This window comes from Pinisolibacter sp. DMC19, assembly GCF_056313985.1.
Map to the genome: position 1 here is coordinate 378,131 of NZ_JBQUZF010000001.1, position 24,202 is coordinate 402,332.

28 protein-coding genes are annotated in these 24,202 nt (G+C 71.2%); 22 read left to right on the forward strand and 6 right to left on the reverse strand.

What is annotated here, in order from left to right:
* Positions 1-24 precede the first annotated feature (24 nt).
* Positions 25-315, reverse strand: a complete 291-nt coding sequence (locus ACT53U_RS01675; RefSeq protein WP_476152204.1) for a BufA1 family periplasmic bufferin-type metallophore — start codon at positions 313-315, stop codon at positions 25-27.
* A gap of 25 nt (positions 316-340) precedes the next feature.
* Positions 341-616 carry a BufA1 family periplasmic bufferin-type metallophore gene (locus tag ACT53U_RS01680; protein ID WP_476136557.1) on the reverse strand — a complete coding sequence of 92 codons (276 nt, stop codon included), beginning with the start codon at positions 614-616 and terminating at the stop codon, positions 341-343.
* A gap of 207 nt (positions 617-823) precedes the next feature.
* Between ACT53U_RS01680 and ACT53U_RS01685 the strand changes: the two genes are divergently transcribed.
* Complete coding sequence (locus ACT53U_RS01685; RefSeq protein ID WP_476152206.1) at positions 824-1,381, forward strand: sigma-70 family RNA polymerase sigma factor; 558 nt, start codon at positions 824-826, stop codon at positions 1,379-1,381.
* Entirely contained in the window at positions 1,378-2,016 is a 639-nt protein-coding gene (locus ACT53U_RS01690) for an NrsF family protein (protein ID WP_476152208.1), read from the forward strand. Before ACT53U_RS01685 ends, ACT53U_RS01690 begins: the two co-directional genes overlap by 4 nt.
* 19 nt (positions 2,017-2,035) lie before the next feature.
* Here the strand turns inward: ACT53U_RS01690 and ACT53U_RS01695 are convergent, their stop codons facing one another.
* On the reverse strand, positions 2,036-3,202 hold the full coding sequence (locus ACT53U_RS01695) for an alpha-D-ribose 1-methylphosphonate 5-triphosphate diphosphatase (protein WP_476152210.1): 1,167 nt from the start codon (positions 3,200-3,202) through the stop codon (positions 2,036-2,038).
* A gap of 255 nt (positions 3,203-3,457) precedes the next feature.
* Here ACT53U_RS01695 and phnC point away from each other — a divergent pair, with 255 nt between their 5' ends.
* The 4 genes from phnC (at position 3,458) to phnE (ACT53U_RS01715) (ending at position 7,176) form a co-directional block, all read left to right on the forward strand.
* Positions 3,458-4,285: a phosphonate ABC transporter ATP-binding protein gene (gene phnC, locus ACT53U_RS01700; RefSeq protein ID WP_476152212.1), complete on the forward strand. Its 828-nt coding sequence runs from the start codon at positions 3,458-3,460 to the stop codon at positions 4,283-4,285.
* 68 nt (positions 4,286-4,353) lie between these two features.
* Positions 4,354-5,268 (forward strand): phosphonate ABC transporter substrate-binding protein, encoded by a 915-nt coding sequence (phnD, locus tag ACT53U_RS01705; protein ID WP_476152214.1) that lies wholly within the window; start codon positions 4,354-4,356, stop codon positions 5,266-5,268.
* Between the two features lie 85 nt (positions 5,269-5,353).
* Positions 5,354-6,250: a phosphonate ABC transporter, permease protein PhnE gene (phnE, locus tag ACT53U_RS01710; protein ID WP_476152216.1), complete on the forward strand. Its 897-nt coding sequence runs from the start codon at positions 5,354-5,356 to the stop codon at positions 6,248-6,250.
* On the forward strand, positions 6,247-7,176 hold the full coding sequence (phnE, locus tag ACT53U_RS01715) for a phosphonate ABC transporter, permease protein PhnE (RefSeq protein WP_476152218.1): 930 nt from the start codon (positions 6,247-6,249) through the stop codon (positions 7,174-7,176). Before phnE (ACT53U_RS01710) ends, phnE (ACT53U_RS01715) begins: the two co-directional genes overlap by 4 nt.
* Before the next feature lie 193 nt (positions 7,177-7,369).
* Here the strand turns inward: phnE (ACT53U_RS01715) and phnF are convergent, their stop codons facing one another.
* Positions 7,370-8,110, reverse strand: coding sequence for a phosphonate metabolism transcriptional regulator PhnF (gene phnF / locus ACT53U_RS01720; protein WP_476152220.1), 741 nt, complete (start codon positions 8,108-8,110; stop codon positions 7,370-7,372).
* Between the two features lie 123 nt (positions 8,111-8,233).
* On the opposite strand from phnF, the gene phnG reads away from it, so the two are divergent.
* The 12 genes from phnG to ACT53U_RS01780 all read left to right on the forward strand — a co-directional run bounded on the left by phnG (position 8,234) and on the right by ACT53U_RS01780 (position 18,615).
* Positions 8,234-8,731 carry a phosphonate C-P lyase system protein PhnG gene (gene phnG, locus ACT53U_RS01725; RefSeq protein ID WP_476152222.1) on the forward strand — a complete coding sequence of 166 codons (498 nt, stop codon included), beginning with the start codon at positions 8,234-8,236 and terminating at the stop codon, positions 8,729-8,731.
* Positions 8,728-9,360, forward strand: coding sequence for a phosphonate C-P lyase system protein PhnH (phnH, locus tag ACT53U_RS01730; RefSeq protein ID WP_476152223.1), 633 nt, complete (start codon positions 8,728-8,730; stop codon positions 9,358-9,360). Before phnG ends, phnH begins: the two co-directional genes overlap by 4 nt.
* Complete coding sequence (locus tag ACT53U_RS01735) at positions 9,360-10,517, forward strand: carbon-phosphorus lyase complex subunit (protein ID WP_476152225.1); 1,158 nt, start codon at positions 9,360-9,362, stop codon at positions 10,515-10,517. Before phnH ends, ACT53U_RS01735 begins: the two co-directional genes overlap by 1 nt.
* Entirely contained in the window at positions 10,514-11,410 is an 897-nt protein-coding gene (locus ACT53U_RS01740) for an alpha-D-ribose 1-methylphosphonate 5-phosphate C-P-lyase PhnJ (protein ID WP_476152227.1), read from the forward strand. The genes ACT53U_RS01735 and ACT53U_RS01740 overlap by 4 nt, the downstream gene beginning before the upstream one ends.
* A complete protein-coding gene (phnK, locus tag ACT53U_RS01745; protein WP_476152229.1) occupies positions 11,407-12,183 on the forward strand; it encodes a phosphonate C-P lyase system protein PhnK in 777 nt (258 codons plus the stop codon). Before ACT53U_RS01740 ends, phnK begins: the two co-directional genes overlap by 4 nt.
* A gap of 8 nt (positions 12,184-12,191) precedes the next feature.
* Positions 12,192-12,908 (forward strand): phosphonate C-P lyase system protein PhnL, encoded by a 717-nt coding sequence (gene phnL, locus ACT53U_RS01750; protein WP_476152230.1) that lies wholly within the window; start codon positions 12,192-12,194, stop codon positions 12,906-12,908.
* A complete protein-coding gene (locus ACT53U_RS01755) occupies positions 12,905-13,549 on the forward strand; it encodes a DapH/DapD/GlmU-related protein (RefSeq protein WP_476152231.1) in 645 nt (214 codons plus the stop codon). The genes phnL and ACT53U_RS01755 overlap by 4 nt, the downstream gene beginning before the upstream one ends.
* The gene (locus ACT53U_RS01760; protein WP_476152233.1) at positions 13,546-14,733 is read left to right on the forward strand and encodes an alpha-D-ribose 1-methylphosphonate 5-triphosphate diphosphatase; all 1,188 of its coding nucleotides are present in this window, start codon (positions 13,546-13,548) and stop codon (positions 14,731-14,733) included. Before ACT53U_RS01755 ends, ACT53U_RS01760 begins: the two co-directional genes overlap by 4 nt.
* A complete protein-coding gene (gene phnN / locus ACT53U_RS01765) occupies positions 14,733-15,332 on the forward strand; it encodes a phosphonate metabolism protein/1,5-bisphosphokinase (PRPP-forming) PhnN (protein WP_476152234.1) in 600 nt (199 codons plus the stop codon). The genes ACT53U_RS01760 and phnN overlap by 1 nt, the downstream gene beginning before the upstream one ends.
* A 17-nt stretch (positions 15,333-15,349) precedes the next feature.
* Positions 15,350-16,045 carry a DUF1045 domain-containing protein gene (locus tag ACT53U_RS01770; RefSeq protein WP_476152236.1) on the forward strand — a complete coding sequence of 232 codons (696 nt, stop codon included), beginning with the start codon at positions 15,350-15,352 and terminating at the stop codon, positions 16,043-16,045.
* Between the two features lie 420 nt (positions 16,046-16,465).
* Positions 16,466-17,821, forward strand: coding sequence for an NAD(P)/FAD-dependent oxidoreductase (locus tag ACT53U_RS01775; RefSeq protein ID WP_476152237.1), 1,356 nt, complete (start codon positions 16,466-16,468; stop codon positions 17,819-17,821).
* Positions 17,818-18,615: a DUF1365 domain-containing protein gene (locus tag ACT53U_RS01780; protein WP_476152238.1), complete on the forward strand. Its 798-nt coding sequence runs from the start codon at positions 17,818-17,820 to the stop codon at positions 18,613-18,615. The genes ACT53U_RS01775 and ACT53U_RS01780 overlap by 4 nt, the downstream gene beginning before the upstream one ends.
* A gap of 73 nt (positions 18,616-18,688) precedes the next feature.
* Here the strand turns inward: ACT53U_RS01780 and ACT53U_RS01785 are convergent, their stop codons facing one another.
* Positions 18,689-19,357, reverse strand: a complete 669-nt coding sequence (locus ACT53U_RS01785) for a ChrR family anti-sigma-E factor (RefSeq protein ID WP_476152239.1) — start codon at positions 19,355-19,357, stop codon at positions 18,689-18,691.
* Positions 19,354-19,923 (reverse strand): sigma-70 family RNA polymerase sigma factor, encoded by a 570-nt coding sequence (locus ACT53U_RS01790; RefSeq protein ID WP_476152240.1) that lies wholly within the window; start codon positions 19,921-19,923, stop codon positions 19,354-19,356. Before ACT53U_RS01790 ends, ACT53U_RS01785 begins: the two co-directional genes overlap by 4 nt.
* Positions 19,924-20,471: 548 nt before the next feature.
* Between ACT53U_RS01790 and ACT53U_RS01795 the strand changes: the two genes are divergently transcribed.
* From ACT53U_RS01795 to ACT53U_RS01810, 4 genes are read left to right on the forward strand one after another with little or no spacing between them, the layout of a single operon-like run.
* On the forward strand, positions 20,472-21,065 hold the full coding sequence (locus tag ACT53U_RS01795; protein ID WP_476152242.1) for a TetR/AcrR family transcriptional regulator: 594 nt from the start codon (positions 20,472-20,474) through the stop codon (positions 21,063-21,065).
* Positions 21,062-22,231, forward strand: coding sequence for an efflux RND transporter periplasmic adaptor subunit (locus ACT53U_RS01800; protein WP_476152244.1), 1,170 nt, complete (start codon positions 21,062-21,064; stop codon positions 22,229-22,231). Before ACT53U_RS01795 ends, ACT53U_RS01800 begins: the two co-directional genes overlap by 4 nt.
* The gene (locus tag ACT53U_RS01805) at positions 22,228-23,364 is read left to right on the forward strand and encodes an ABC transporter permease (protein ID WP_476152245.1); all 1,137 of its coding nucleotides are present in this window, start codon (positions 22,228-22,230) and stop codon (positions 23,362-23,364) included. The genes ACT53U_RS01800 and ACT53U_RS01805 overlap by 4 nt, the downstream gene beginning before the upstream one ends.
* Position 23,365: 1 nt before the next feature.
* Positions 23,366-24,088, forward strand: coding sequence for an ABC transporter ATP-binding protein (locus tag ACT53U_RS01810; RefSeq protein ID WP_476152247.1), 723 nt, complete (start codon positions 23,366-23,368; stop codon positions 24,086-24,088).
* The last annotated feature ends 114 nt before the right edge of the window (positions 24,089-24,202 follow it).

Here is a 24,202-nt window from a genome sequence, read left to right on the forward strand (position 1 = left end):
CGACGGCCCTTCCATGATCGGCGATCAGCCCTTCGGCACGTCGCGGGTGAGCGGCGCCAGCGAACCCATACGGTCGCCCGGCAGCTTCGTGGTCGCGCAGGTTCCCTTGGGCACGAGCTTCCAGGAATTGCCCTGGTAGTCGACCCGCGAGGTACCGGCGCAGGTGGTGCCGACGCCGGCGGCACAGTCGTTCTGACCCTTCAGGGCGACGCCGAAGCACTTCTCCTGCGGCGCGTCCTCGGCGCGCGCGGCGGCGGCCGAAAGGGTTGCGCCGAGCGCGGCGGCGAGCGACAGGGCGATGGCGGTACGGTTCATGGGCGTGCTCTCCTCTTCGCGCCGATCACATCTTGCCCGGCTCGAGCATGCCCATGCCCTTCGGCGTCTTCATCATGGTGCAGGTGCCCTTGGGCACGAGCTTGAACGACGCCGGGTCATAGTCGACCTTCGAATGGCCCTTGCAGTCGTGGCTGCCGGCGGCACAGTCGTTCTGACCCTTCATCGAGACGCCGTAGCACTTCTCCTGTTCGGCGGCGGCGGCAGGCCCGGCGAGGACGGCGCCACCGAGGGCGGCGGCGAGGGAACCGAGGACGGCGAGGTTGACGGTGCGACGATTCATGGGACGATCTCCTTGAGCTCGATTTCGAACCGGTTCGTCCGGCTCGTATCGGTCTTCGGATGTCGCCCGGCCTTCGTTACGCCGCTCGCGCATCCGTGATCGGAGACCACCGAGAGATCACGGATCCGTGATCGCTCGATCGAGACCGTAACGAAGGCGCGTCCGCCCGCGTAGAGCAGGCGAGACGGCGAGACCAACAGGGGCGCCATGATCGGCCGAGCCGCGATGGAAGACACCTGGAGCGACTGGATGCGCGCCGCCCTCGCCGGTGACGCAGCAGCCTATCGCCGCCTGCTCGAGGCGCTGACGCCGGTGCTGCGCGCCGTCGCCGCGCGCGGGCTGACCCGTGCCGGCGCCGGCCTCGCCGACGTCGAGGACATCGTGCAGGAGACGCTGCTGGCGCTGCATCTGAAGCGCCACACCTGGGATCGGACCCAGCCGCTGATGCCCTGGGTCGTCACCATCGCCCGCCACAAGCTGATCGACGGCCTGCGCCGTCGCGGCCGGCGGACGGAAGTGCCGGTCGACGACTTCGAGGCGGTGCTCGCCGCCCCCGAGGCGCGCGACCCGACCGAGGCCGGCGACGTCGAACGCCTGCTGGGACGGCTGGCGCCGCGCCAGCGCGACATCGTCCGGTCGATCACCGTCGAGGAGTGTTCGATCGCCTCGACCGCCGATCGGCTCGGCATGACCGAGGGCGCCGTCCGCGTCGCCCTCCACCGCGGTTTGAAGGCGCTCGCAGCGCTTTCCGGGAGCATGACATGAAGACCGAAGATCTGATCGGAGCCCTGGCGCTCGACGCCGAAACCCCGACCGCACCGCTCGCCCGCGGCTTCGTGCTCGCCGGCGTCGTCGGCGCCGCACTCTCCGCCGCGCTGTTCTTCGCGACACTCGGACCGCGCCCCGACTTCGCCGTCGCCGTGACGACGCCGCGCTTCGTGCTGAAGTTCGTCGAATGCGCCGCGCTCGCCGCCGCCGCCGGCCATCTGGCGCTCGCCCTGCTGCGCCCCGCCGGCGATCCGGCGGTCGGCCGCACCGCGGTGATCGCGGTCGCCGCCGCCGTCGCGCTCGCCGTGGCGATCGAGGCCTTCGTGGTGCCGCGCGCCGAATGGGGCGCCCGCGTCGTCGGGACGAACTGGTTCCACTGCCTGACGTTGGTGCCGCTCCTGGCGATGCCGGCGATCGCCGTGCTGCTGGCGGCGGCGCGGCGCGGCGCCCCGAGCGAACCGACTCGTGCCGGCGCTGCGATCGGCCTTCTCGCAGGCGCGATCGGCGCCTTCTTCTATGCCGCCAACTGCACCGACGACAGCCCGCTGTTCGTCGCCGTCTGGTACCCGCTCGCCATCGCCGCGACCGCCGCGATCGGCGCCGCGATCGGCCGCCGTCTACTGGCGTGGTGAGGCGGGCGGCGGCGCATCGTCATCGAATGCGGCCGGCCTCCGCCACGTGGACCGGCCGGCCGGCGACGAAGGTCGCGACCACCCGCGGCTTGCCGTCGAGGCCCTCGGGGTCGATCGCGATCACGTCGGCGCGGAGCCCGGCGTCGAGCCGTCCACGATCGGCGAGCCCCATCGCCGCCGCCGGATTGGTCGAGACCAGCGCCCAGGCCCGTTCGAACGTCGCCGCCCCCTCCTTCGCCAACCGGAACGGCGCCAGCGCCAACGCCGGATAGTAGTAGTCGGAGGCGAGGATCGAGCAGAGCCCCTGCCGCACCATCTCGGTCGCCGAGGGACAACCGGTGTGGCTGCCGCCGCGCACCACGTTGGGCGCGCCGAAGACCGTCGCCTCGCCCGCCGTCACCGCCTCGGTGGCGGTCGAGACGTCGAGCGGAAACTCCGCGACCGCCACGCCCAGCTCGCGGAACCAGCGCCGCGTCTCGGGATCGCGATCGTCGTGCGACAGCATGGCGATGCCGGCCGCCCGCGCCGCCGCCGCCAGCCGCTCGATCGACGGGCCGACCTCGTCGCGACGGCCGTCGACGACCTCGACCAGATGCATGAAGTCTGCACGTTCCAGCCCCGAGCGCTCGATCATCTTGCCGATCTTCTCGGGCTTGGCGCGGTCGCGCAGCGTCGAGGCCATGTGGTCGTTGAAGGCGAGGCAACCGATCCGCCCGGCGGCGATCCATTCGAGGATCTCCGCTTCGCCGTCGAGATTGAAGGTCTCGTGGCGCAGGTGATAGCGCGTGTCGGCGGCGAGCCGGCCGGCGAGCCGTTCGATCGCCGAAAGCAGCTCGCGGGCGTTCTCGGCGCCACGCAGCCCCGGCTCCCACGAACGGGTGACGCCGTGGAACGCCGTGGTGATGCCGTTGGCGACGAGCTGGCGGTCGCTGTCCATCAACGCCGTGACGAGGTCGAAGGAGACGCCCGGCCGCGGCATCACCTGCCGCTCGAAGGCATCGCCGTGGACGTCGACGATCCCCGGCAGCACGAACAGTCCGCGCGCGTCGAAGACGCGGGCGCCCGGCGCCTCGCCCGCGACGATGCGGCCGTCGACGAAGGCGAGGTCGCCCGCCGAAAGCGCGCCGCCGCGAAGAACCCGGCCACCCTGGAGACGCCAGCCGGCGCGGTCTGCACTGTCGTTCATGGCGGTCTCCGATCCTCGGCGCGAAACCCGTCCGGCGGTCCCGCGTCGCGCGCGCCGCCTCCTCCCGCACCGGCTAGCCGCCGACGATGACGTTTGGACGACGGCGACGACAAGCCCCCTCCGTCGCACCGTCACGGACTCTTCATCGAGCCGTCGCGGAAGCTTTGCGAACGTCATCTAGAGCGGTCTCCCGAAGCCACGCGATCGCCTTCCGACGGAAGTGCGCGGGACGCGGCGCGGCCAAGGGAGACCGACATGCTGACGATCGAGGGACTGACGCGCCGCTTCGGCGAATTCGTCGCGGTCGACGGCGTCGATCTGGAGATCCCGGTCGGCCAGATGGTCGGCGTCATCGGCCGCTCCGGCGCCGGCAAGTCGACGCTCCTGCGCATGATCGACCGCCTGGTCGAACCGACCTCCGGCCGCATCCTCTGGGAAGGCCGCGAGATCACAGCGCTGAAGGGCGCCTCGCTGCGCCACTGGCGGCGCGACTGCGCCATGGTCTTCCAGCAGTTCGCCCTCGTCGACCGGCTCGACGTGCTGACCAACGTCATGATGGGCCGCCTCGACCACATGGCCGAGTGGCGCTCGTTCCTCAAGCTGTGGACCGGCGAGGACAAGGCGATCGCGCTCTCCGCGCTCGAACTCTTCGACATCGCGAACCTCGCCGCCAATCGTGCCGGCGCGCTGTCCGGCGGCCAGCAGCAGCGCGTGGCGATCGCCCGGGCGCTGGTGCAGGAGCCGCGCGTCATCCTCGCCGACGAGCCGATCGCCTCGCTCGACCCGCGCAACACCAAGGTGGTGATGGATGCGCTGCTCCGAGTGAACCGCGACTTCGGCATCACCGTGCTGACCAATCTTCATTCGATCGATCTGGCCAAGCGCTATTGCGACCGCCTGATCGGCATGAAGGCGGGCCGCGTCGTCTTCGACGGCACGCCCCGCGAGCTGACCGACGAGGTGGTGCGCGATCTCTACGGCCTCGAGGCCGTCGAGGTGGTGGACATCCCCGGCACCGGCGATCCGACGCCGGACGACATCCGCGCCGCCTGGGACGCCGCCCACGCGCTCGACCCGGTCTGACGCCCCTTTCCCATCCCCATCCCGCGACGGCGAGTGACAGGACCGTCGCGATCCACAGGAGACCTCCCATGATCGACCGTCGCAGCGTCCTCGGCCTCGCCGTCGCCGCCGTCGCCTTCTCCGCCACCGGCGCCCAGGCCGAGGACTGGAAGGCGAAGTATCCCGAGATCGTCTTCGGCAAGATCCCGGACGAGAACGCCTCGGGCACCGTCGACCGCTACCAGCCCTTCATGGACTATCTGTCGAAGGCCATCGGCACCAAGGTGACGCTGCGCGTCGCCCAGGACTACGCCGCGGTGATCGAGGGCCAGCGCGCCGGCCAGATCCACATCGGCTACTACGGCCCCGCCTCCTACGCCCGCGCCACCATGGTCGGCGCCAAGATCGAGCCGGTCGCCATCGAGGTGAACTCGGACGGCACCAAGGGCTACTACTCCGTCTTCTACGTGAAGAAGGACAGCCCCTATCACAAGATCGAGGACCTGAAGGGCAAGAACCTCGGCCTCGTCGACCCGAACTCGACCTCGGGCAACAACGTGCCGCGCTTCTCGCTGTCCAAGATGGGCATCGACCCGGAGACCTACTTCTCGAAGGTGGTCTACACCGGCTCCCACGAGAACGCCGTCATCGCGCTCGGCCAGGGCACCGTCGACGTCGTCGCCAACTGGTGGAACGACGAGAACGAATCCATGCTGAAGCGCATGGAGCGCAAGGGGCTCGCGAAGTACGACGACTATCGGATCATCTTCAAGTCCGAGCAGATCGTGAACTCGCCGATCGCCATCCTCTCCGACCTGCCGCCCGACCTGAAGAAGGCGCTCACCGCCGCCATCCTCTCCTTCCCCGAGAAGGAGCCGGAAGCCTTCAAGAAGATGACCGACGGCAAGCAGCTGCCCTGGGTCGCCGTCACCCACGACGCCTACAAGCCGATCGTCGAACTCAACAAGTTCGTCGACGACCTGCGCAAGAAGAAGGGTTCGTGATCGAACCGCTCGACGCCCCGCCGGTGACCCCGGCGGGGCTTCCCGCGTCCGATCTTCCCCTCCCTCGACACCTGCGAGCGCGCCCTTGCCGACCACCCTGCCCCGCCTGCCGGCCGACCGCCTCGCCGAGCTCGCCCGCGCCCATGCCGAGGCGACCCGCGCGCGGCGCAACACGACGCTCGCGGCCTTCGCCGTGCTCGTCGTCGTCGTCGTGGCTTCCGGTGTCTTCGCCGGGGTCGATCCGGCGCGGATGTTCGCGCGCATCGGCTCGATCGGCGACTATTTCGGCCGCATCTTCGTCTTCGACACCGGCGCCTACACCGGCCGGCCGGTCTTCGTTGCGCCGGGCGAATGGATGTGGGGCATCGTCCGCTGGGCCCGCCTCATCGGCGATACGCTGCTGATCGCCTATGCCGGCACGCTGATGGGGGCGATCGCCGCCTTCTTCTTCTCCTTCATGGCGGCGAAGAACCTCGGCCGCCATGCCGCCGTGCGCCTCTCGGTCAAGCGCCTGCTCGAATTCTGCCGCACCGTGCCGGAACTGGTCTTCGCGCTGATCTTCGTCATCGCCTTCGGCCTCGGCCCGATGCCGGGCGTGCTGGCGCTCGCCATCCACACCGCCGGCGCGCTCGGCAAGATGTTCTGCGAGGTGGTCGAGAACATCGACATGCGCCCGGTCGAGGGCACGCTCGCCGCCGGCGGCACCTGGTGGCAGACCGTCCGCTTCGCCGCCGTGCCGCAGGTCGCGGCCAACTTCGCCAGCTACGCGCTGCTGCGCTTCGAGATCAACGTGCGCGGCGCCGCCGTCATGGGCTTCGTCGGTGCCGGCGGCATCGGTCAGGACCTGATCGAGGCGATCCGCAAGTTCTATTACGCCGACGTCTCGGCGATCCTCGTCGTGATCATCGCCACGGTGATGCTGATCGATCTCGTCACCGAGCGGATCCGCCATCGTCTCGTCTCCGGGGAGGCTCGGGCATGAGCGTCGTCGTCAAGTCTCCGAGCGATCTCGACGGCGTGCTGTCGCAGACCCGCCGCATCCGCGCCGCCCTCGGCCCCGCGGCCCGCGCCAACCGCGCCGACCTCGAGAAGCGCCACCCGCAGGTCTTCCGCGGCGACCCGGCCGCCCGCGCGATCGGCGTGGGCATCGTCGTCGGCCTCGCGGCACTCCTCGTCTTCGCGCTGTGGCGGTTCGAATTCTCCTTCGCCCGCATCGGCTCGGGGCTCACCCAGCTCGGTCACTTCCTGACGCTGATGGTGCCGCCGTCCGCCGGCAGCTGGGCGCGCTTCGGCCTCTTCGTCAACGGGCTCGCCGAGACGGTGGCGATCGCGCTGCTCGGTACGCTGGCCGCGGCGGTCCTCGCCTTTCCCTTCGGCTTCATGGCGGCGCGCAACGTCATGGGCTTCCGCCTGCCGCATTTCCTGACGCGCCGCTTCCTCGACACGATCCGCGGCGTCGACACGCTGATCTGGGCGCTGATCTGGATCAACGTCGTCGGCCTCGGCCCCTTCGCCGGCATCCTCGCCATCATGTCCTCGGACTTCGGCGCCTTCGGCAAGCTGTTCTCCGAGGCGATCGAGGCGGTCGACAACAAGCCGGTCGAGGGCATCGCGGCCTCCGGCGGCTCGCGCCTCGCCCAGATCCGCTTCGGCATCCTGCCGCAGATCCTGCCGGTGATCGCCGGCCAGGTGCTCTACTATTTCGAGAGCAACACCCGTTCGGCGACGATCATCGGCATCGTCGGCGCCGGCGGCATCGGCCTGTGGCTGTCGGAAGCGATCCGCACGCTGGAATGGGCGCAGGTGTCGCTCCTGGTGCTGATGGTTCTGGCGACCGTCGCGGCGATCGACCAGATCTCCGCCCGCATCCGCTTCGCCATCATCGGCGAACGCCGCATCGAGACGTGATCACCCTCCGAGAGGTCTCCGTCTTCCTCTGTTCGGCTTCATGTTGAGGTGCGAGCGAAGCGAGCCTCGAAACACGAAGCCGTCGACGGGCGGTGCCTCTCGGCCCTTCGCCCTTCGAGGCCCGGCAGGGCCGGGCACCTCAGGGTGAAGGCCTCTGCACGAGGCCGACGGGGTACTCACACCCCGCCTCCGATCACCCGACCGTCACCCGCACCCGGTCGCCGGCGAAACGCGCCCGCGCCCACTGGATCGGGTGGCCCTCGAGGTCGGAGTTGATGCAGTCGATCTCGATCACCGGACGCCCGACCGCGATCTCCAGCCGTCGGGCATCGAGATCGTCGGCGATCCGCGCGCCGATCCGCGTTTCCGCCCGCCAATAGTCCTCGACCCCGCCGGCCTTGAAGGCGGCGGTGAAGGACCCCGTGCGCGCATAGATCTCGGCGACGTCGGGAAAGCGTGTCGCGGAAACCGCCGTCAGCGCCCAGGAGATCGGCACGCCGTCGGCGCGCCGGACCGTCTCGAGCCGCACGATCTCCTCGCCCGACGCGAGCCTCAGCGCCGCGGCGATCGGCGCGGTCGGGAGTTCGCGCGTGGCCGACAGCAGCTCGCCCGAAGGCTCGCGCGCCTGCGCCACCACGATGTCGGAAAAGCGCGTGCGCGGTCCGATCGGATAGGCGAGCGGCGCCCGCTCCACATAGGTCCCCGAGCCCTGGACGGCGCGCACCATGCCGCGTTCGGCGAGATCGCGCAGCGCCTGACGCACCGTGTGGCGGTTGACGCCGTAGCGCAGCGCCAGCTCGGCCTCGGTCGGCAGCCGCGTGCCGGCCGCCCACTCGCCGTCGGCGATCTTCGCCTCGAGCAGTTCCGTCACCTGCCGCCACACCGCGATGCCGCGCCCACGGGCGAGCCCCGCGCTCTTCGTTTCCGCCGTCACGTCCTCGTCTCCCGTTCGTCGTTCCATCGGATCGACGAAAAGGGCTTTACCACGGTTCCGTCACAAAAGTATAAACATCTAGATCTATAGACAACTCGACACGGACCACCGACGAGGCACCCCATGGCCACCCAGGACAAGCCCACTGCCGAGACCGATCGCGGGCGCGACATCGCCCCCGCGGACGCCGCCCGCCGCGCCGTCATGGCGCTCGCCGCCCGCGCCGAGGCCGAAGACCTCGCCCCCGTCCGCGCGCTGGCGCCGGAAGGAATCGTCGACCTCCGCGCCCCGGAGATCGGCCTCGTCATGCTGCGCGGCCGCATGGGCGGCACCGGCGCCCCCTTCAACCTCGGCGAGGCGACCGTCGCCCGCGCCGCGGTACGCCTGCCCTCCGGCACCGTCGGCTTCGCCCATCGCCTCGGCCGCGACGGTCGGGCGGCGCGCGACGCCGCCATCCTCGACGCGCTGTGGCAGGAGGGCGGCGACACCCGCGCCACCCTCGACGCCCGCGTGCTCACGCCCCTCGCCGCCCGCCTCGAGGCCGAAGAGACCGCCCGCGCGGCGGCGGTCGCCGGCACCCGGGTCGACTTCTTCACCATGGTCCGCGGAGAAGACCGATGAACGCGCCCGCCCCCCGCACCGCGGCGGCAACCCTCGCCCCCGGCTTCGCCGATCCGGTCCGCGATGCCCGCGACGTCTTCCGCGCCGTCCTCGACGCCATGGCCGAACCCGGCCGGGTGATCGCCGTCGCCGGCATCAAGGACGCGCCGGCGCCGCTCTCGCCGGTCGCCGCCGCCGTGGTGGCGACGCTCGCCGACTTCGAGACGACCGTGTGGCGCGACGCGGCGCTCTCGACCGAGGCCACCGCCGCCTGGATCGCCTTCCACACCGGCGCGCCGCTCTCCGAAGACGCCGGTTCCGCCGCCTTCGCCGTGATCGCCGACGCGAGCGCCGTGCCCGGCTGGGAGACATTCGCCGTCGGCACCGACGTCGACCCGTCGCATTCGACCACCGCGATCCTTCAGGTCGCGGGCTTCGACGAGACGCTTCCCGGCGCCCGCCGCTGGCGCCTCTCCGGCCCCGGCATCGAGACGGTGCGGGAGGTGGCGATCGCCGGAGCCCCGGCCGATCTCGCCGCTCGCGGCGCCGCCAATCGCGCGCTCTTCCCGCGCGGCATCGACCTCGTGCTGGCCGGCCCGACCGCGGTCATGGCCCTGCCCCGCACCACCCGGATCGAGGAGATCGGCTGATGTATGTCTCGGTCAAGGGCGGCGCCGCCGCCATCCGCCGCGCCCACGCGCTGCTCGCCGATCGCCGCCGCGGCCCCCGCGACGTCGCCGAAATCGCCCCCGCCCAGATCGACGACCAGCTGGCGCTCGCCGTCGACCGGGTGATGAACGAAGGCTCGCTCTTCGACCGCCGCCTCGCCGCGCTCGCCATCAAGCAGGCACGCGGCGATCTGGTCGAGGCCGCCTTCCTGGTGCGCGCCTATCGCACCACGCTGCCGCGTTTCGGCGCCTCGCGGCCGATCGACACCGCCGCCATGGCGATCGAACGGCGCATCTCGGCGACCTACAAGGACCTGCCCGGTGGCCAGATCCTCGGACCGACCTTCGACTACACCCATCGCCTGATCGACTTCGGTCTCGAAGCCGGAGAAACCGAAACGGTCGACCATACGCTCGAATGGGCCGAACCGGCGGCATCCGAAACGATTGCGGAAGCCGCGATCGGCGCCGTCCCGCGCGTCACCGAGCTTCTCGCGCTCGAAGGCCTGGTCGAGGACGAGACGCCGGGCGCCGACGACGCCCCGGTCGGCGACCTCACCCGCGCCCCGCTGCGGGTGCCCGCCACCCGCGACGTCCGCTTGCAACAGCTCGCCCGCGGCGACGAGGGCTTCCTGCTGGCGCTCGGCTATTCGACCCAGCGCGGCTACGGATCGACCCATCCCTTCGCCGGCGAAATAAGATTCGGAGCCGTCGAGGTCGAGATCGACGTGCCCGAACTCGACTTCCCCGTACCGCTCGGCCGCATCGCCGTCACCGAGTGCCAGATGATCAACCAGTTCGCCGGATCGGCCTCGGTCGCCCCGACCTTCACCCGCGGCTACGGCCTGGTCTTCGGCCAGTCCGAGCGCAAGGCGCTGGCGATGGCACTGGTCGACCGGGCGCTGCGCACCGAAGAGCTCGGCGGCGAGGTCATCGCCCCGGCGCAGGATCAGGAATTCGTCCTCTCCCACGCCGACAACATCCAGGCGACCGGCTTCGTCGAGCACCTGAAGCTGCCGCACTACGTCGACTTCCAGGCCGAGCTGGCGCTGGTCCGCCAGATGCGGGCCGAACACGAAGCACGCGCCGCGGCCCACGCGGCGGACGATGAGATCGCACTCGCGGAGGCCGCCCAATGAACGCGCCGAGCCGTACCGTCCAGGGCTACAACTTCGCCTACCTCGACGAGCAGACCAAGCGGATGATCCGCCGGGCGCTCTTGAAGGCGGTGGCGATCCCCGGCCATCAGGTCCCCTTCGCCTCGCGCGACATGCCGATGCCCTACGGCTGGGGCACCGGCGGCATCCAGGTGACCGCCGCCATCCTCGGCCCCGACGATGTCCTGAAGGTCATCGACCAGGGCGCCGACGACACCACCAACGCAGTGTCGATCCGCGCCTTCTTCGAGAAGACCGCCGGCGTCGCGACGACGACGAAGACCGCCGAGGCGACGGTGATCCAGACCCGTCACCGCATCCCGGAAAAGCCGCTCGTCGCCGGTCAGACCCTGGTGTTCCAGGTGCCGATCCCGGAACCCTTGCGCTTCCTCGAGCCACGCGAGACCGAGACGCGGGTGATGCATGCGCTCGCCGACTACGGGCTGATGCAGGTGAAACTCTACGAGGACATCGCCACCCACGGCCACATCGCCAAGACCTATGCCTATCCGGTCAAGGTCGAGGGCCGCTACGTGATGGACCCCTCGCCGATCCCGAAGTTCGACAACCCGAAGCTCCACATGAGCCCGGCGCTGCAGCTCTTCGGCGCCGGCCGCGAGAAGCGCGTCTATGCGCTGCCGCCCTTCACCCGGGTCGAGAGCCTCGACTTCGACGACCATCCCTTCGAACGCACCAAGTTCGACGCCCCCTGCGCGCTCTGCGGCGCCACCGACTCGTTCCTCGACGAGGTGGTGATCGACGACCGCGGCGGCCGGATGTTCGTCTGCTCCGACACCGACCACTGCGAGGACCGCCGCGCCGCGGGCCATGTCGGCGAAATGCTGGCCGTCGAAACCCCGGAGGAACGCCCGTGACCGCTCCCTTCCTGCTCGAGGCCCGCGGCCTCACCCGTTGGTACGGCGACCGGCTCGGCTGTCGCGACGTCTCCTTCGACATCCGCGAGGGCGAGGTCCTGGCGATCGTCGGCGAGAGCGGCTCCGGCAAGTCGACCCTGCTGTCGCTGCTCTCCGGCCGCCTCGCGCCCTCCTCCGGTGAGGTCCACTATCGGCTGCGCGACGGCGAGACCCGCGATCTCGGTGCCCTCACCGAGGCGGAACGCCGCCATCTCTTCCGCACCGACTGGGGCTTCGTCCATCAGGACGCGGCGCAGGGCCTGCGCATGGGCGTCTCGGCCGGCGGCAACGTCGGTGAGCGGCTGATGGCCGTCGGCGCCCGCCACTACGGCGACATCCGCGCCAAGGCCGAGGACTGGCTCGACCGCGTCGAGATCGACCCGACCCGCATCGACGAGAAGCCGACCGCCTATTCCGGCGGCATGCGCCAGCGCCTGCAGATCGCCCGCAACCTCGTCACCGCCCCCCGCCTCGTCTTCATGGACGAGCCGACCGGCGGCCTCGACGTCTCGGTGCAGGCGCGCCTGCTCGATCTCGTCCGCCGCCTCGTCGCCGACATGGGGCTGGCGGTGATCGTCGTCACCCACGACCTCGCCGTCGCCCGCCTCCTCTCCGACCGCATCATGGTGATGCGCGCCGGCCGGGTGATCGAGGAAGGGCTGACCGATCGCGTCCTCGACGATCCGCAGGCGCCCTACACCCAGCTCCTCGTCTCCTCGATCCTGCAACCGTGAGGCCGACCATGACTGAGACCGATCCGATCCTCGCGGTCCGCGACGTCGCCAAGCACTTCACCATGCATCTGCGCGGCGGCCTGACCATTCCCGTCGTCGACGACGTCGCCTTCGACGTCCATGCCGGCGAATGCGTCGTGCTCGGCGGCCCCTCGGGCGCCGGCAAGTCGTCGATCCTCAAGATGGTCTGGGGCAACTACGGCGTCGACCGCGGCGCGATCCGCGTGAAGACGCCCGACGGCACCGTCGACGTCGCCACCGCCGCGCCGCGCGACGTCATCGCGCTGCGCCGCTCGACCATGTCCTGGGTCAGCCAGTTCCTCCGCGTCGTCCCGCGCGTCGCCACCATCGACGTGGTGATGGAACCGGCCCTCGTCCGCGGCCACTCGGCCGAGGACGCGCGTGACCGAGCGGAAGCATTGCTTCGCCGGCTCAATGTTCCCGAGCGCCTGTGGCTGCTGCCGCCGGCGACCTTCTCGGGCGGCGAGCAGCAGCGCGTCAACATCGCCCGCGGCCTCGTCGCCGACGCGAGGCTCCTGCTCCTCGACGAGCCGACCGCCTCGCTCGACGCCGAGAACCGCGCCGCCGTGGTCGAGCTGATCGAGGCGCGCAAGGCGGCGGGAACCGCCCTTCTCGGCATCTTCCACGACGCCGACGTGCGCGACCGGGTCGCCAGCCGCATCGTCGACGTCGCCGCCTTCGCCGAACGGAGGGTCGCCGCATGAACGCTCCCGTTTCCAAGGCCGCTCACGGCAAGATCGGCGAGGCCGGCCTCTTCGGCACCGACGTCCGCCTGCGCGAGACGACCGTCGGCCGCTTCGTCGAACTCGGCGACCACGTCCACGTCGAATATGCGACGATCGGCGACTGGTCCTACGTGATGCAGCGCTCGGCGGTCGCCGATGCCGACATCGGCCGCTTCACCGCGATCGCCGCCGACTGCCGCATCGGCCCGCCGAACCACCCGCTCGACCGGGCGACCATCCATCGCCTGTCCTACACGCCGGAATACTATTTCCCGGCGGAGATCCGCGACCACGCCTTCTTCGCCGACCGCCGTGCCGCGCGCACCCGCATCGGCAACGACGTGTGGATCGGCCACGGCGTCACCGTGCTCGCCGGCGTCACCGTCGGCGACGGCGCGGTGATCGCGGCCGGCGCGGTGGTGGCGAAGGACGTCGCCCCCTACACCATCGTCGGCGGCGTGCCGGCCAAGGAAATCCGTCGCCGCATGGCGCCGGACCTCGCGGAGCGGATGACTCGGCTCGCCTGGTGGGACTGGTCACACGACCGTCTCGAGCAGGCGGTATCCGACTTCCGCGACCTTTCGATCGAAGCCTTCCTGGAAAAGCACGAGACGCCATGACCATCGTCGAACCCGTGACCGCTTCCGCCGTCGCCGAGCCGGTCGGCTCGCTCGCCGTCGCCTCCCGTTCGATCGTCCTCGCCGACCGGGTCGTCCCCGGCACCGTCGTGGTCGAGAACGGCGTGATCGTCGCCATCGAGGAGGATCGCATCCTCGAGGAAGCCGAGGACTGGGGCGACGACATCCTCGTCCCCGGTCTGGTCGAACTCCACACCGACCACATCGAGCCGCACTATTCGCCGCGCCCGAAAGTGTTCTGGGAGCCCTTCTCGGCCGTCTTCTCCTACGACGCCCAGATCGCCGCGGCCGGCATCACCACCGTCTTCGACAGCCTGCGCGCCGGTTCCGACGGCGACAGCTCGATGCTCGGCGCCCGGCTCTTCGAACTCGGCGACGCGATCGAGAAGGCCAAGGCGACCGGCCTGCTGCGGGTCGATCACCACACCCACCTGCGCTGCGAGATCTGCGCCGCCGACGTGCTCGATCAGGCGCGCGAATATCTCGGCCGCTTCGACGTGCGCCTCCTGTCGCTGATGGACCACACGCCCGGCCAGCGCCAGTTCCGCGACGCCGAGAAGCTGCGCGACTACTACCGCGGCAAGAAGAAGGGCATGAGCGAGGCAGAGCTCGACGCCTTCTTCGCCGAGCGCGTCCGCCTGCACGAGCGCTACGGCGTCGTCCATCGCCGCGCCCTGGTCGACATCGGCCATGCCCGCGGCGTCGCTCTGGCGAGCCACGACGACACCACGGTCGAGCACGTCGAGGAATCGGTCGCCGACCGCGTCCAGGTCGCCGAGTTCCCGACCACGCTCGAGGCCGCCGCCGCCTCGCATGCCGCCGGCCTCGCCGTGCTGATGGGCGCGCCCAACGTGGTGCGCGGCGGCTCGCATTCCGGCAACGTCTCGGCGATCGCGCTCGCCGAGGCCGGCCATCTCGACATCCTGTCGTCGGACTACGTCCCCGTCAGCCTGATCGAGGGTGCCTTCGGCCTCGCCGACGTGGCGGCGATCGGCGGCCTCGCCGGCGCCATCCGCACCGTGTCGAAGAACCCGGCGGAAGCCACCGGCATGACCGACCGCGGCGAAATCGCGCGGGGAAAACGCGGCGACCTCGTCCGCGTCCGTCTCCTCGATCGCCATCCCGTGGTACGGGAGGTCTTCCGTCTCGGCCGCAGGGTGTCGTGATGCAGGAACCGTCGACTCGTCGCCGCGATCGGCCCGCCGAGACCACCACCGAGGTGCTGCCCGGCCGGCTGGTGCTGGTGGTCGGCCCGTCGGGGGCCGGCAAGGACACGCTGATCGCCGCCGCCCGTGAGCGGCTCGGCGACGATCCCCGCTACGCCTTCCCGCGCCGGGTGGTCACCCGGCCGGCGAGCGCGGCGGAGGACAACATCGCCGCCGGCGCTTCGGAATTCGCCGCGATCGCCGATCTCGGCGGCTTCGCCCTCGCCTGGGAGGCGCACGGCCACCGCTACGGCATTCCGGCCCGCATCGTCTCCGATCTCGCCGAGGGCCGCACCGTTGTGGTCAACGTCTCGCGCACCATCGTCCGCGAGGCGCGCGACCGCTGGCCCGACGTCACCGTGGTCGAGGTCTCGGCCCCGGCCGAGGTGCTCGCCGGCCGCATCGCGGCGCGCGGCCGCGGCAGCGACGCGGCGAGCGGCGACCGTCTCGCCCGCCGCTTCGAGGCCGAGGACCTGCCGCCGCCCGACGTCGCCATCGACAACGGCGGCGATCTCGGCGCGGCGGTCGATGCCTTCCTGCGCACCATCGCGCTCGCCTGAGGTCGGAGAGAGCCCCCGTGACGAAGCCGCGCCATGCCGTCTATTTCGCCCCGGCGGCCGACACCGCCCTGTGGCAGCTCGCCTCGGCCGTGATCGGCCGCGACGCGGTGACGGGGGAGGCCCTGCCCTTCCCCGACGCGCCGCCCTGCGACGCCGCCGACTGGGCGGATCTGACCGCCGAACCGCGCCGCTACGGTTTCCACGCCACGCTCAAGGCGCCGTTCGAACTCGCCGACGGCACCACCGAGGCAGGTCTCGTCGACGCCGCCCGCAGCTTCGCCGCGACCAGCCGCCCCTTCGACGTGCCCGGCCTCGAGGTCGCGACGGTGAAGGCCTTCACCGCCATCGTGCCGAGCGCCAGCTCGACCGCGCTCGACCGGCTGGCGGGCGACTGCGTCGTGCTGTTCGAGCCCTTCCGTGCGCCCCTGTCGGAGGCCGAGCGCGCGCGCCGCGTCGCCGGTCTCACCGAACCGCGCCACGTCGCCTCGGTCGATCGCTGGGGCTACCCCTGGGTCTTCGAGGACTTCCGCTTCCACATGACGTTGACCGGCCCGTTGCCGGAAGAGCGCCGCGAGCCGATCCGCGCCGCGCTCGCGACCCTGGTCGGCGCCGCCGCCCGCACCATCCGCGTCGATGCCATCGCCATCTTCCGCCAGGACGACCACACCGCCCCCTTCCGCCTCGTCGAACGCTGCCGCTTCGCCGGCGCCTGAGGCGGGGGAGCTCGCCGCCACGCAGGCCGCGGGCAATGGAAACATCGGCGTCGCGGCAGCTTCACCCTCCCTTCAGGGGAGGGTGCCGAGCGAAGCGAGGCGGGTGGGGTTCGGCAGTGCCGCGAACGAGGCGCCGGCTTCGGCCGACGCACGATCCGCGGCCGCCTTTGCCGAGACGAACCGCCGTTCACCCCACCCCCCTACCCCTCCCCTGATGGGAGGGGAGATCAGCCGCGACGCTCGGCAAAGCGCCGGAAGTCGTGAAGCTCGGTGCCGGTCGACGAGACCAGCTTCGGCGTCCTGCGCACGTTCACTGATATTTTTCACGCTCCCGTCCCCCTCGGGCGATCCGCGCGCACCTCCCGTGCGTAGACCTTCCGAAGGCGCCGCGTTTCCGCCGCGCCGTGGGAGACCCGCGCGATGACCGAAACCACCCGCCACCGCCGCCGCATCGCCGTGATCGGCACCGGGATTTCCGGCCTCTCGGCCGCTTGGCTGCTCTCCCGCGCCCACGACGTCGAAGTCTTCGAGGCGGATGCCCGCATCGGCGGTCATTCCAACACCGTCGAGGTCGAGATCGCCGGCCGCCGCGTCGCCGTCGACACCGGCTTCATCGTCTACAACGAGCCCTGCTACCCCAACCTGACGGCGCTCTTCGACCACCTCGGCGTCGAGACCACGGCGACCGACATGAGCTTCGCCGTGTCGCTCGACCGGGGACGGCTGGAATATGCCGGCACCGACCTCGCCGGCCTCCTCGCCCAGCCGTCGAATGTCGCCCGGCCGCGCTTCTGGTCGATGATGCGCGACCTCCTGCGCTTCTATCGCGAGGCCCCGGCGGCGCTCGCAACGATGGGCGAGGAGAGCCTCGACGACTGGCTGGACGCCCGCGGCTACGGCGCCGCCTTCCGCGAGGATCACCTCTATCCGATGGCCGCGGCGATCTGGTCGACCCCGGCGATGGAGGTCGGCCGCTATCCGGTCGCCGCCTTCGTCCGCTTCTGCGAGAACCACGGCCTTCTGAAGGTGACCGGCCGGCCGGTCTGGCGCACCGTGGTCGGCGGCAGCCGCAACTACGTCGCCCGCCTCGCCGCCCCCTTCGCCGACAGGATCTGCGTCGCGAGCCCCGTCGTCTCGATCCGCCGCGACGCCGCCGGCGTCGAGATCGTCGACGCCTCCGGCATCGCGCGACGCTACGACCGCGTGGTGATCGCCACCCATGCCGACCGCGCGCTGGCGCTGCTCGCCGATCCCTCGGCCGAGGAGCGGCGCATCCTCTCGGCCTTCCGTTATTCGCGCAACACCGCGGTGTTGCACGGCGACACCGACCTGATGCCGCGCCGCCGTCGCGCCTGGGCGAGCTGGAACTATCTCTCCGACGGCCGCGGCCACGATCGCCGCCTGTCGGTGACCTACTGGATGAACCGCCTCCAGCCGCTCGGGGACGAGACGCCCGATCTTTTCGTGACGCTGAACCCGCTGCGCGAACCGCGCCGCGAAGCCGTCCATGCCGAGATCGCCTACGATCACCCGCTCTTCGACGTCGGAACCTTCCGGGCACAGAAGGAGATCTGGTCGCTGCAGGGCGTGCGCGACACCTGGTTCTGCGGCGCCCATTTCGGCGCCGGCTTCCACGAGGACGGGCTTCAGGCGGGCCTCGCGGCGGCCGAAGAGGCGGGCGACGTCATCCGCCCCTGGCGCGTCGCCGACGCCGACGGTCGCATCCATCGCCTGCCCCGGCCGGCGCCTCACCCGCGTGCGGAGGCCGCGGAATGACCGCGCTCGCCTCCGGCCTCTATCGCGGCCACGTCACCCACCACCGCACGCGCCCGCGCGAGCATCGCCTCGCCTCGCGCATCTGGTCGATGCTGATCGATCTCGACGAACTCGACGCGCTCGATCGCCGCTTCCGCTTCTTCTCGGCCGGCCGGGCGAATCTCGTGTCCTTCCGTCCGACCGATCGCGGCGACGGCTCGGGGCATTTGCGCGAGACGATCGAGGCGGAGATGCGCGCCGCCGGGATCGAACCCGACGGCGGGCCGATCCGCCTCTTCACCATGCCGCGCATCCTCGGCCGCGCCTTCAATCCGCTGTCGGTCTTCTTCTGCCACCGTCGCGACGGGTCGATCGCCGCGATCCTGTGGGAGGTCGACAACACCTTCGGCGAGCGCCACGGCTACCTGATCCCGGTCGAGGCGGGCACCGAGGGCGAGATCCGCCAGTCCTGCGACAAGGGCTTCTACGTCTCGCCCTTCATGGACATGGATCTCGCCTACCGCTTCCGCGTGAGCCCGCCCGGCGAGACCTTCTCGCTGGTAATCGAGGTCTCCGACGCGGAAGGCCCGATGTTCACCGCTCGCCATCTCGCCCACCGCGTCGAGGCGAGCGACGCCGCCTTCCTGCGCATCGCCCTGACCACGCCGCTCCAAGCGCTGGGCGTCGTCGGCGCCATCCACTGGGAGGCGCTGAAACTCTGGCTGAAAGGGCTGCGCCTGCGCGCCCGCCCGCCGGTGCCGGAGCAGGCGGTGACGGTCGTGCTGCCCGAGCCGCGGACGAAGCCGGCGGAGTGAGGGCGACGACGAGGAGACGACATGAAGACGGGGGCCGATCGGCCCCCGTTTCTCGTCCAACCTTCGCCCGCCGTCACAACCCCACGAAGGGCTGGAGCAGGCGGCCGATGCCGTGGATGCGCAGGCGGCCCTCTACCGCGGCGATGCAGATGCATTCGCCGTCGGCGTCGACCTGCGGCCGATGGTCGATGTGCTCGTCGGCCTCCACCAGATCGCCCGGCCCGTAGGCGTCGCGGCCGTCGGAGAAGCCACCGACCAGCACCTGCGTGAACTCGCGGCCCGTGTGGCCGTGGCGCGGCGCGCCGCCGGCGGCGGGAATGCGCAGCAGGATGACGTTGGCGTCCGCGTCGCCGTCGATCTCGACCCGCGCGAAGGCGAGCGCCGAGCCGATCCGCCGCCAGCGGCCGACCCGATGGGCGGCGAGCCGCGCCGGCAGGACGATGCCGTCGGGCGTCGTCGGGGCGACCGGTTCCGGCGGCGTCTCGATCGAGGAACCGGCGACACCCGCGGCGTCCTCGGCATCGATCCGGGCGAAGAGCGCGTCGAGCGCGCCCGCCGCCATCGGCGCCGGCTCGATCGCCTCGAGCAGGGCGCCGCCGACCGCCTCGAAGGCGCGGACCGCGGCGCGGCAGTGCGGGCAGGCGTCGAGATGGATGTCGACGACCAGCCGCGGCCCGGCCGACAGCGTTCCCGCGGCATGGGCCATCAGCGTGGCGTCGGAAGGGTGATGGCGGGGGCTCATCGATCGGCCTCCAGCAGGGCGCGCAGGCGGTTCGCCGCCAGACGCAGCCGCGATTTGACGGTGCCGAGCGGAATGCCGAGATCGAGGGCGATCTCGACCTGCGGCTTGTCGGTGAAATAGGTCATGCGCACCACGTCCGCCTGATCGGGGGGCAGCGCCGCCAGCGCCGCACGAACGCGGGCCTCGCGCTCGCCGGCCAGAACCAGCGCCTCCCCGTCGGGGCTGTCGTCGATCTCGTCGTGGTCGGCGACGTCGACGAAGGTCGCCCGACCGACCCGCCGCAGCGCGTCGATGCGCTGGTTGCGGGCGATGGTGAAGATCCAGGTCGCGGCACTCGCCTGGGTCGGATCGAAGAGCTCGGCCTTGCGCCAGACGGCGAGCATCGTCTCCTGGACGACCGCTTCGGCATCGATGGTGCCGCTGCGCGCGAGGAAGGCGAGGAGTCGCGGTGCGAACTGCGCGTGGAGCCGCGCGAAGGCCGCGCGATCCCGCTGCGCCGCGACCGCGAGGATCGAGGCTTCGGGGCCGTCCGGATCGATGTCCGCGAGGCGGGTTCCCGGAGACATGTCGCTCGAGTGCCCTCCCCGCCGCAGAGCCGTGATGATCGCCATCCTTCCCTACCGCTTCTTCGTGTTCCGAAACAAGATACGCAAGAGGATGCCGCACGGATCACCGGGCGGCGAAGATCGTCGCGAAGATCGATGCCTCTTCGAAGAGGTGTGGATCGAGGCCCTCCGCGATCCTTCGAGACGCGCCTGCGGCGCTCCTCGGGATGAGGCTCCGAAGGACTTCCCGGCAAAGACAAGCGCCTCATGCCGAGGAGGCGTTCGAAGAACGCCGTCTCGAAGCATCGCGCACGGCGTCGACCACGGCTCCACCGAGCCGCGCGGAGGTCGTCTCGCCGGAGAAGCGACGCGCCGGTCGCCTTCGGACTTCGAGGCCCATACGCCGGCAGCACCAGCGGTGTGAAGCGGCGGCGGGTGATCTCCACCTCAACCCTCCGAACCTTCCCCCACCCCCACTCCCCCTGCCCCCCATCCGTCCTTCCCCTCGCTTGCCGCTCCCCCTGCCTCATGTTAGTTAGTACGTGATAACTAACCAAGGGAAGCGACCGATGCGGAAATCGTCGGATGTCCGGCGCGCCGAGATCGTCGAGGCGGTGTTGCGGCTGTCGATCGAGGTCGGGCCGGATCGCCTCACCATCCAGGCGGTGGCCGACGCGGTCGGCATCACCCAACCGGCGGTCTTCCGCCATTTCGCCAATCGCGACGCGCTGTGGATCGGCGTCGCCGAGGTCGTCGCCGCCCGTATGCGCCGGGCCTGGGACGCGGCGGAGGCGACCGCCGAAGGTCCCGCCGACCGTATCCGTCGGCTGATCGCCGCCCAGGCCGCCCTCGTCGCCGCCGAGCCGTCGATCCTGGCGATCGTCTTCTCCCACGAACTCCGGGTCGGCAACGCCGCCCTCGCCGAGGTCTTCCGCGGCCTGATGGGGGAACTGGCGAAGCGCCTCGCCGCCGCCTTCGGCGCCGCCGGACCGCGCGCCCGCGTCGCCCCGCCGGACGGCGCCCTCCTCGTGCTCGGCCTCGTCCAGAGCTCGGCCTTGCGCTGGTCGCTGGTCGGCCGCACCTTCGATCTCGTCGCCGAGGCCGCGCGTCTCCTCGACGTCCAGCTCGCCGGCCTCCTCGACCGCGAAGGCAACGCGCCATGAAGAAGATCCCCAAGTCGCTTCGCATCGCCGCCGTCGTCGTCGCCGTGGCGGTCGCCGCCCGCGTCTACGTCGTGACGCGCCCGGTCGAGGTCGCCGTCGCCCGGGCCGAGACCGACGTCGCGGTCCGCGTCTTCGGCCTCGGCAGCCAGGAGGCCCGCATCGCCACCCGGCTCGGCTTCGAGACCGGCGGTCAGCTCGTGACGCTCGGCGCCGACCACGGCGATCGGGTGAGGGCCGGCGCCCTCCTCGCCCGCATCGAGGACGGCGAGGCCCGCGCCCGGCTGGAGAAGTCGCGTGCCGGGGTCGCCGCGGCGGAAGCCGCGCTCGCCAAGGCCGAGGCGCTCGCCCAGCGCAGCCGCGTCGTCGCGCAGCAGAAGCGCCGCGTCGACGAGCGCCGCCGGTCACTGGTCGAACGCCAGACCGTCTCGGTCGAAGCCGCCGAGACCGCCGAACTCGATGCCCGCGTCGCCGAGGCCGACGGCGGCGTCGCCCTGCGCGACGTCGACGTCGCCCGCGTCAATCTCACCGCCGCCCGCGCCCAGGAGACGCTCGACGGCGTGCTGCTCGAACGGCTGCGCCTTCTCGCACCCTTCGACGGCGTGGTGACCGCCCGCCTGCGCGAACTCGGCTCGGTGATGAACCCGGGCGAGGCGCTGTTCAGTCTGGTCGATCCTTCGTCCGTCTGGATCCAGGCCTTCGTCGACGAGGCCCGCGCCGGCGATCTGGTCGAAGGCCAGCCGGCCGACGTGCGCCTGCGCTCGCGTCCGGGCGAGACCTTCCGCGGCCGCGTCGCCCGCGTCGGCCTCGAGAACGACCGCGTCGGCGAGGAACGCCGCGTCTTCGTCGCCTGCGAGACCTGCCCGGCCGACTTCCACCTCGGCGAACAGGCCGAGGTCGAGGTGACGACCCGCCGTCTCGCCCGTGCCCTCCTCGTGCCGCAGACCGCGCTGCGCATGGTCGGCCCGGCCGAGGCGATCGGCTGGACCGTCGCCGACGGCCGCCTCGCCGAGACCCGCATGACGATCGGCGCACGCCTCCTCGACGGCCGCGTCGAGATCGTCGGTGGGCTCGCCGACGGTGCGCTTCCCGTCGTCTCCGGCGACGTCGCCGCCTTCCGCGCCGGCCGCCGCGCCACGGTCGCCGAGCCGACGGAGAAACGGCCATGAACCTCGCCGCCCGCGACATCCGCCACCATCTCGGCCGCTTCCTGGTGACGGCCCTCGGCCTCGGCCTGCTGCTCGGCGTCGTGCTGTCGATGATCGGCATCTATCGCGGGCTGGTCGCCGACGCGCTGGCGCTGGTGCGCGCGCCCGGCGCCGACGTCTGGGTGGTGGAAACCGGCACCCGCGGCCCCTTCGCCGAAGGCTCGCGCATCCCCGGCGACACCCGCGAGAGCATCGCCCGCCTCGCCGGTGTCACCGAAACCGGCGCCCTCTCCTTCCAGGCGCTCGAAGCGACCCACGGCGAGCGCAAGCTCCGCCTCCAGGTCGTCGGCTACGAGCTCGGCCGCCTCGGCGGACCGCCCGAAATCGTTTCGGGTCGCGGCATCGCCCGCAGCCGCTTCGAACTCGTCGCCGACGCCAAGACCGGCCTCGTCCTCGGCGAACGCATCGTCCTCGGCAACGACACCTTCACCGTCGTCGGCACAACGCGCGGCGCCGTCGCCTCCGGCGGTGACCCGGTGGTGTGGATGACGCTGCGCGATTCCCAGGAGCTGCAGTTCCGCCTGGCGCCCGCCCCCGCCCGCCGCGAGGCCGCCCGAGGCACCACCGCGAGCGGCACGCCCGACACGATCAACGCCGTCGTCGCTCGGATCTCGGAGAACGTCCCCGCCGAGAGCGTCGTCGATGCCGCCAAGCGGTGGAAGCATCTCGCGGCGATGACGCAAGCCGAGCAGGAGACCATCCTGACCCGCTCGGTGGTCGAGAAGGCCCGTCAGCAGATCGGTCTCTTCACCACCGTGCTGCTCGTCGTCTCCACCGTGATCATCGCCCTGATCATCTACACCATGACCATGGACAAGATCCGCGAGATCGCCACGCTGAAGCTGATCGGCGCCCCCGATCGCCGCATCGTCGGGCTGATCGTGCAGCAGGCGTTGGCGCTCGGCACCATCGGCTTCACCCTCGGCGCGACGCTGATCGTCTCGGTCAAGGACAACTTCCCCCGCCGCGTCGTGATGCAGCCGGAGGACGTCGCCGCATTGGCCCTCGTGGTCGTCGTGGTCTGTCTGCTGGCGAGCGGCCTCGGCGTGCGCCTCGCCCTCCGGGTCGATCCCGCCAAGGCGCTGGGAGGCTGACATGACCGACGACACCCGCCGCCCGCTGATCGAACTCGTCGGCCTCGCCAAGCACTACGGCGAGGGCGAGACCCGTGTCGACGCGCTGAGGGCGGTCGATCTCGCGCTCTTCCCCGGCGAGGTGGTCGGCCTCATCGGCCCCTCGGGCTCGGGCAAGACGACGCTCCTCAACCTCGTCGGCTGCATCGTCGAGCCCTCGGCGGGCACCATGCGGCTCGACGGCGAGACGGCGTGGGACGGCCGCTGGCTCCGCCCCGACCTCCGCTCGCTGCGGCTCGAGAAGATCGGCTTCATCTTCCAGTTCCACAACCTGCTGCCGTTTCTCGACGTGAGCGAGAACGTCGCCCTCGTCCTCGACATGGCCGGCGTCGCCCCCGATGCCGCCTTCGCCCGGGCGCACGAACTGCTCGACTATCTCGAGGTCGGCCATCGCAAGACGGCGACGCCGTCCTCTCTGTCGGGCGGCGAGGCGCAACGCGTCGCCATCGCCCGGGCGCTCGCCAACCGGCCGCGCATCATCCTCGCCGACGAGCCGACCGCCGCGCTCGACGGCGAGCGCGCCGGCATCGTCATGGATCTCCTGCGGAAAGTGGCGACCGAACAGTCGGCCACCGTGGTCGTCGTCACCCACGACGAGAAGATCTGGGATCGCTTCGACCGCATCTTCGCGCTGCGCGACGGGCGGATCGTCACCACCGAGACGCCGCGAGTGGAAGCTGGCTGACGAGAGGTCTCAGAGCGGAGGCAGAGGCCCTTCATCCTGAGGTGCGAGCGCAAGCGAGCCTCGAAGGGCGAAGGGCCGAGAGGCAAAGCCCGTCGTGGCTTCGCCCTTCGAGGC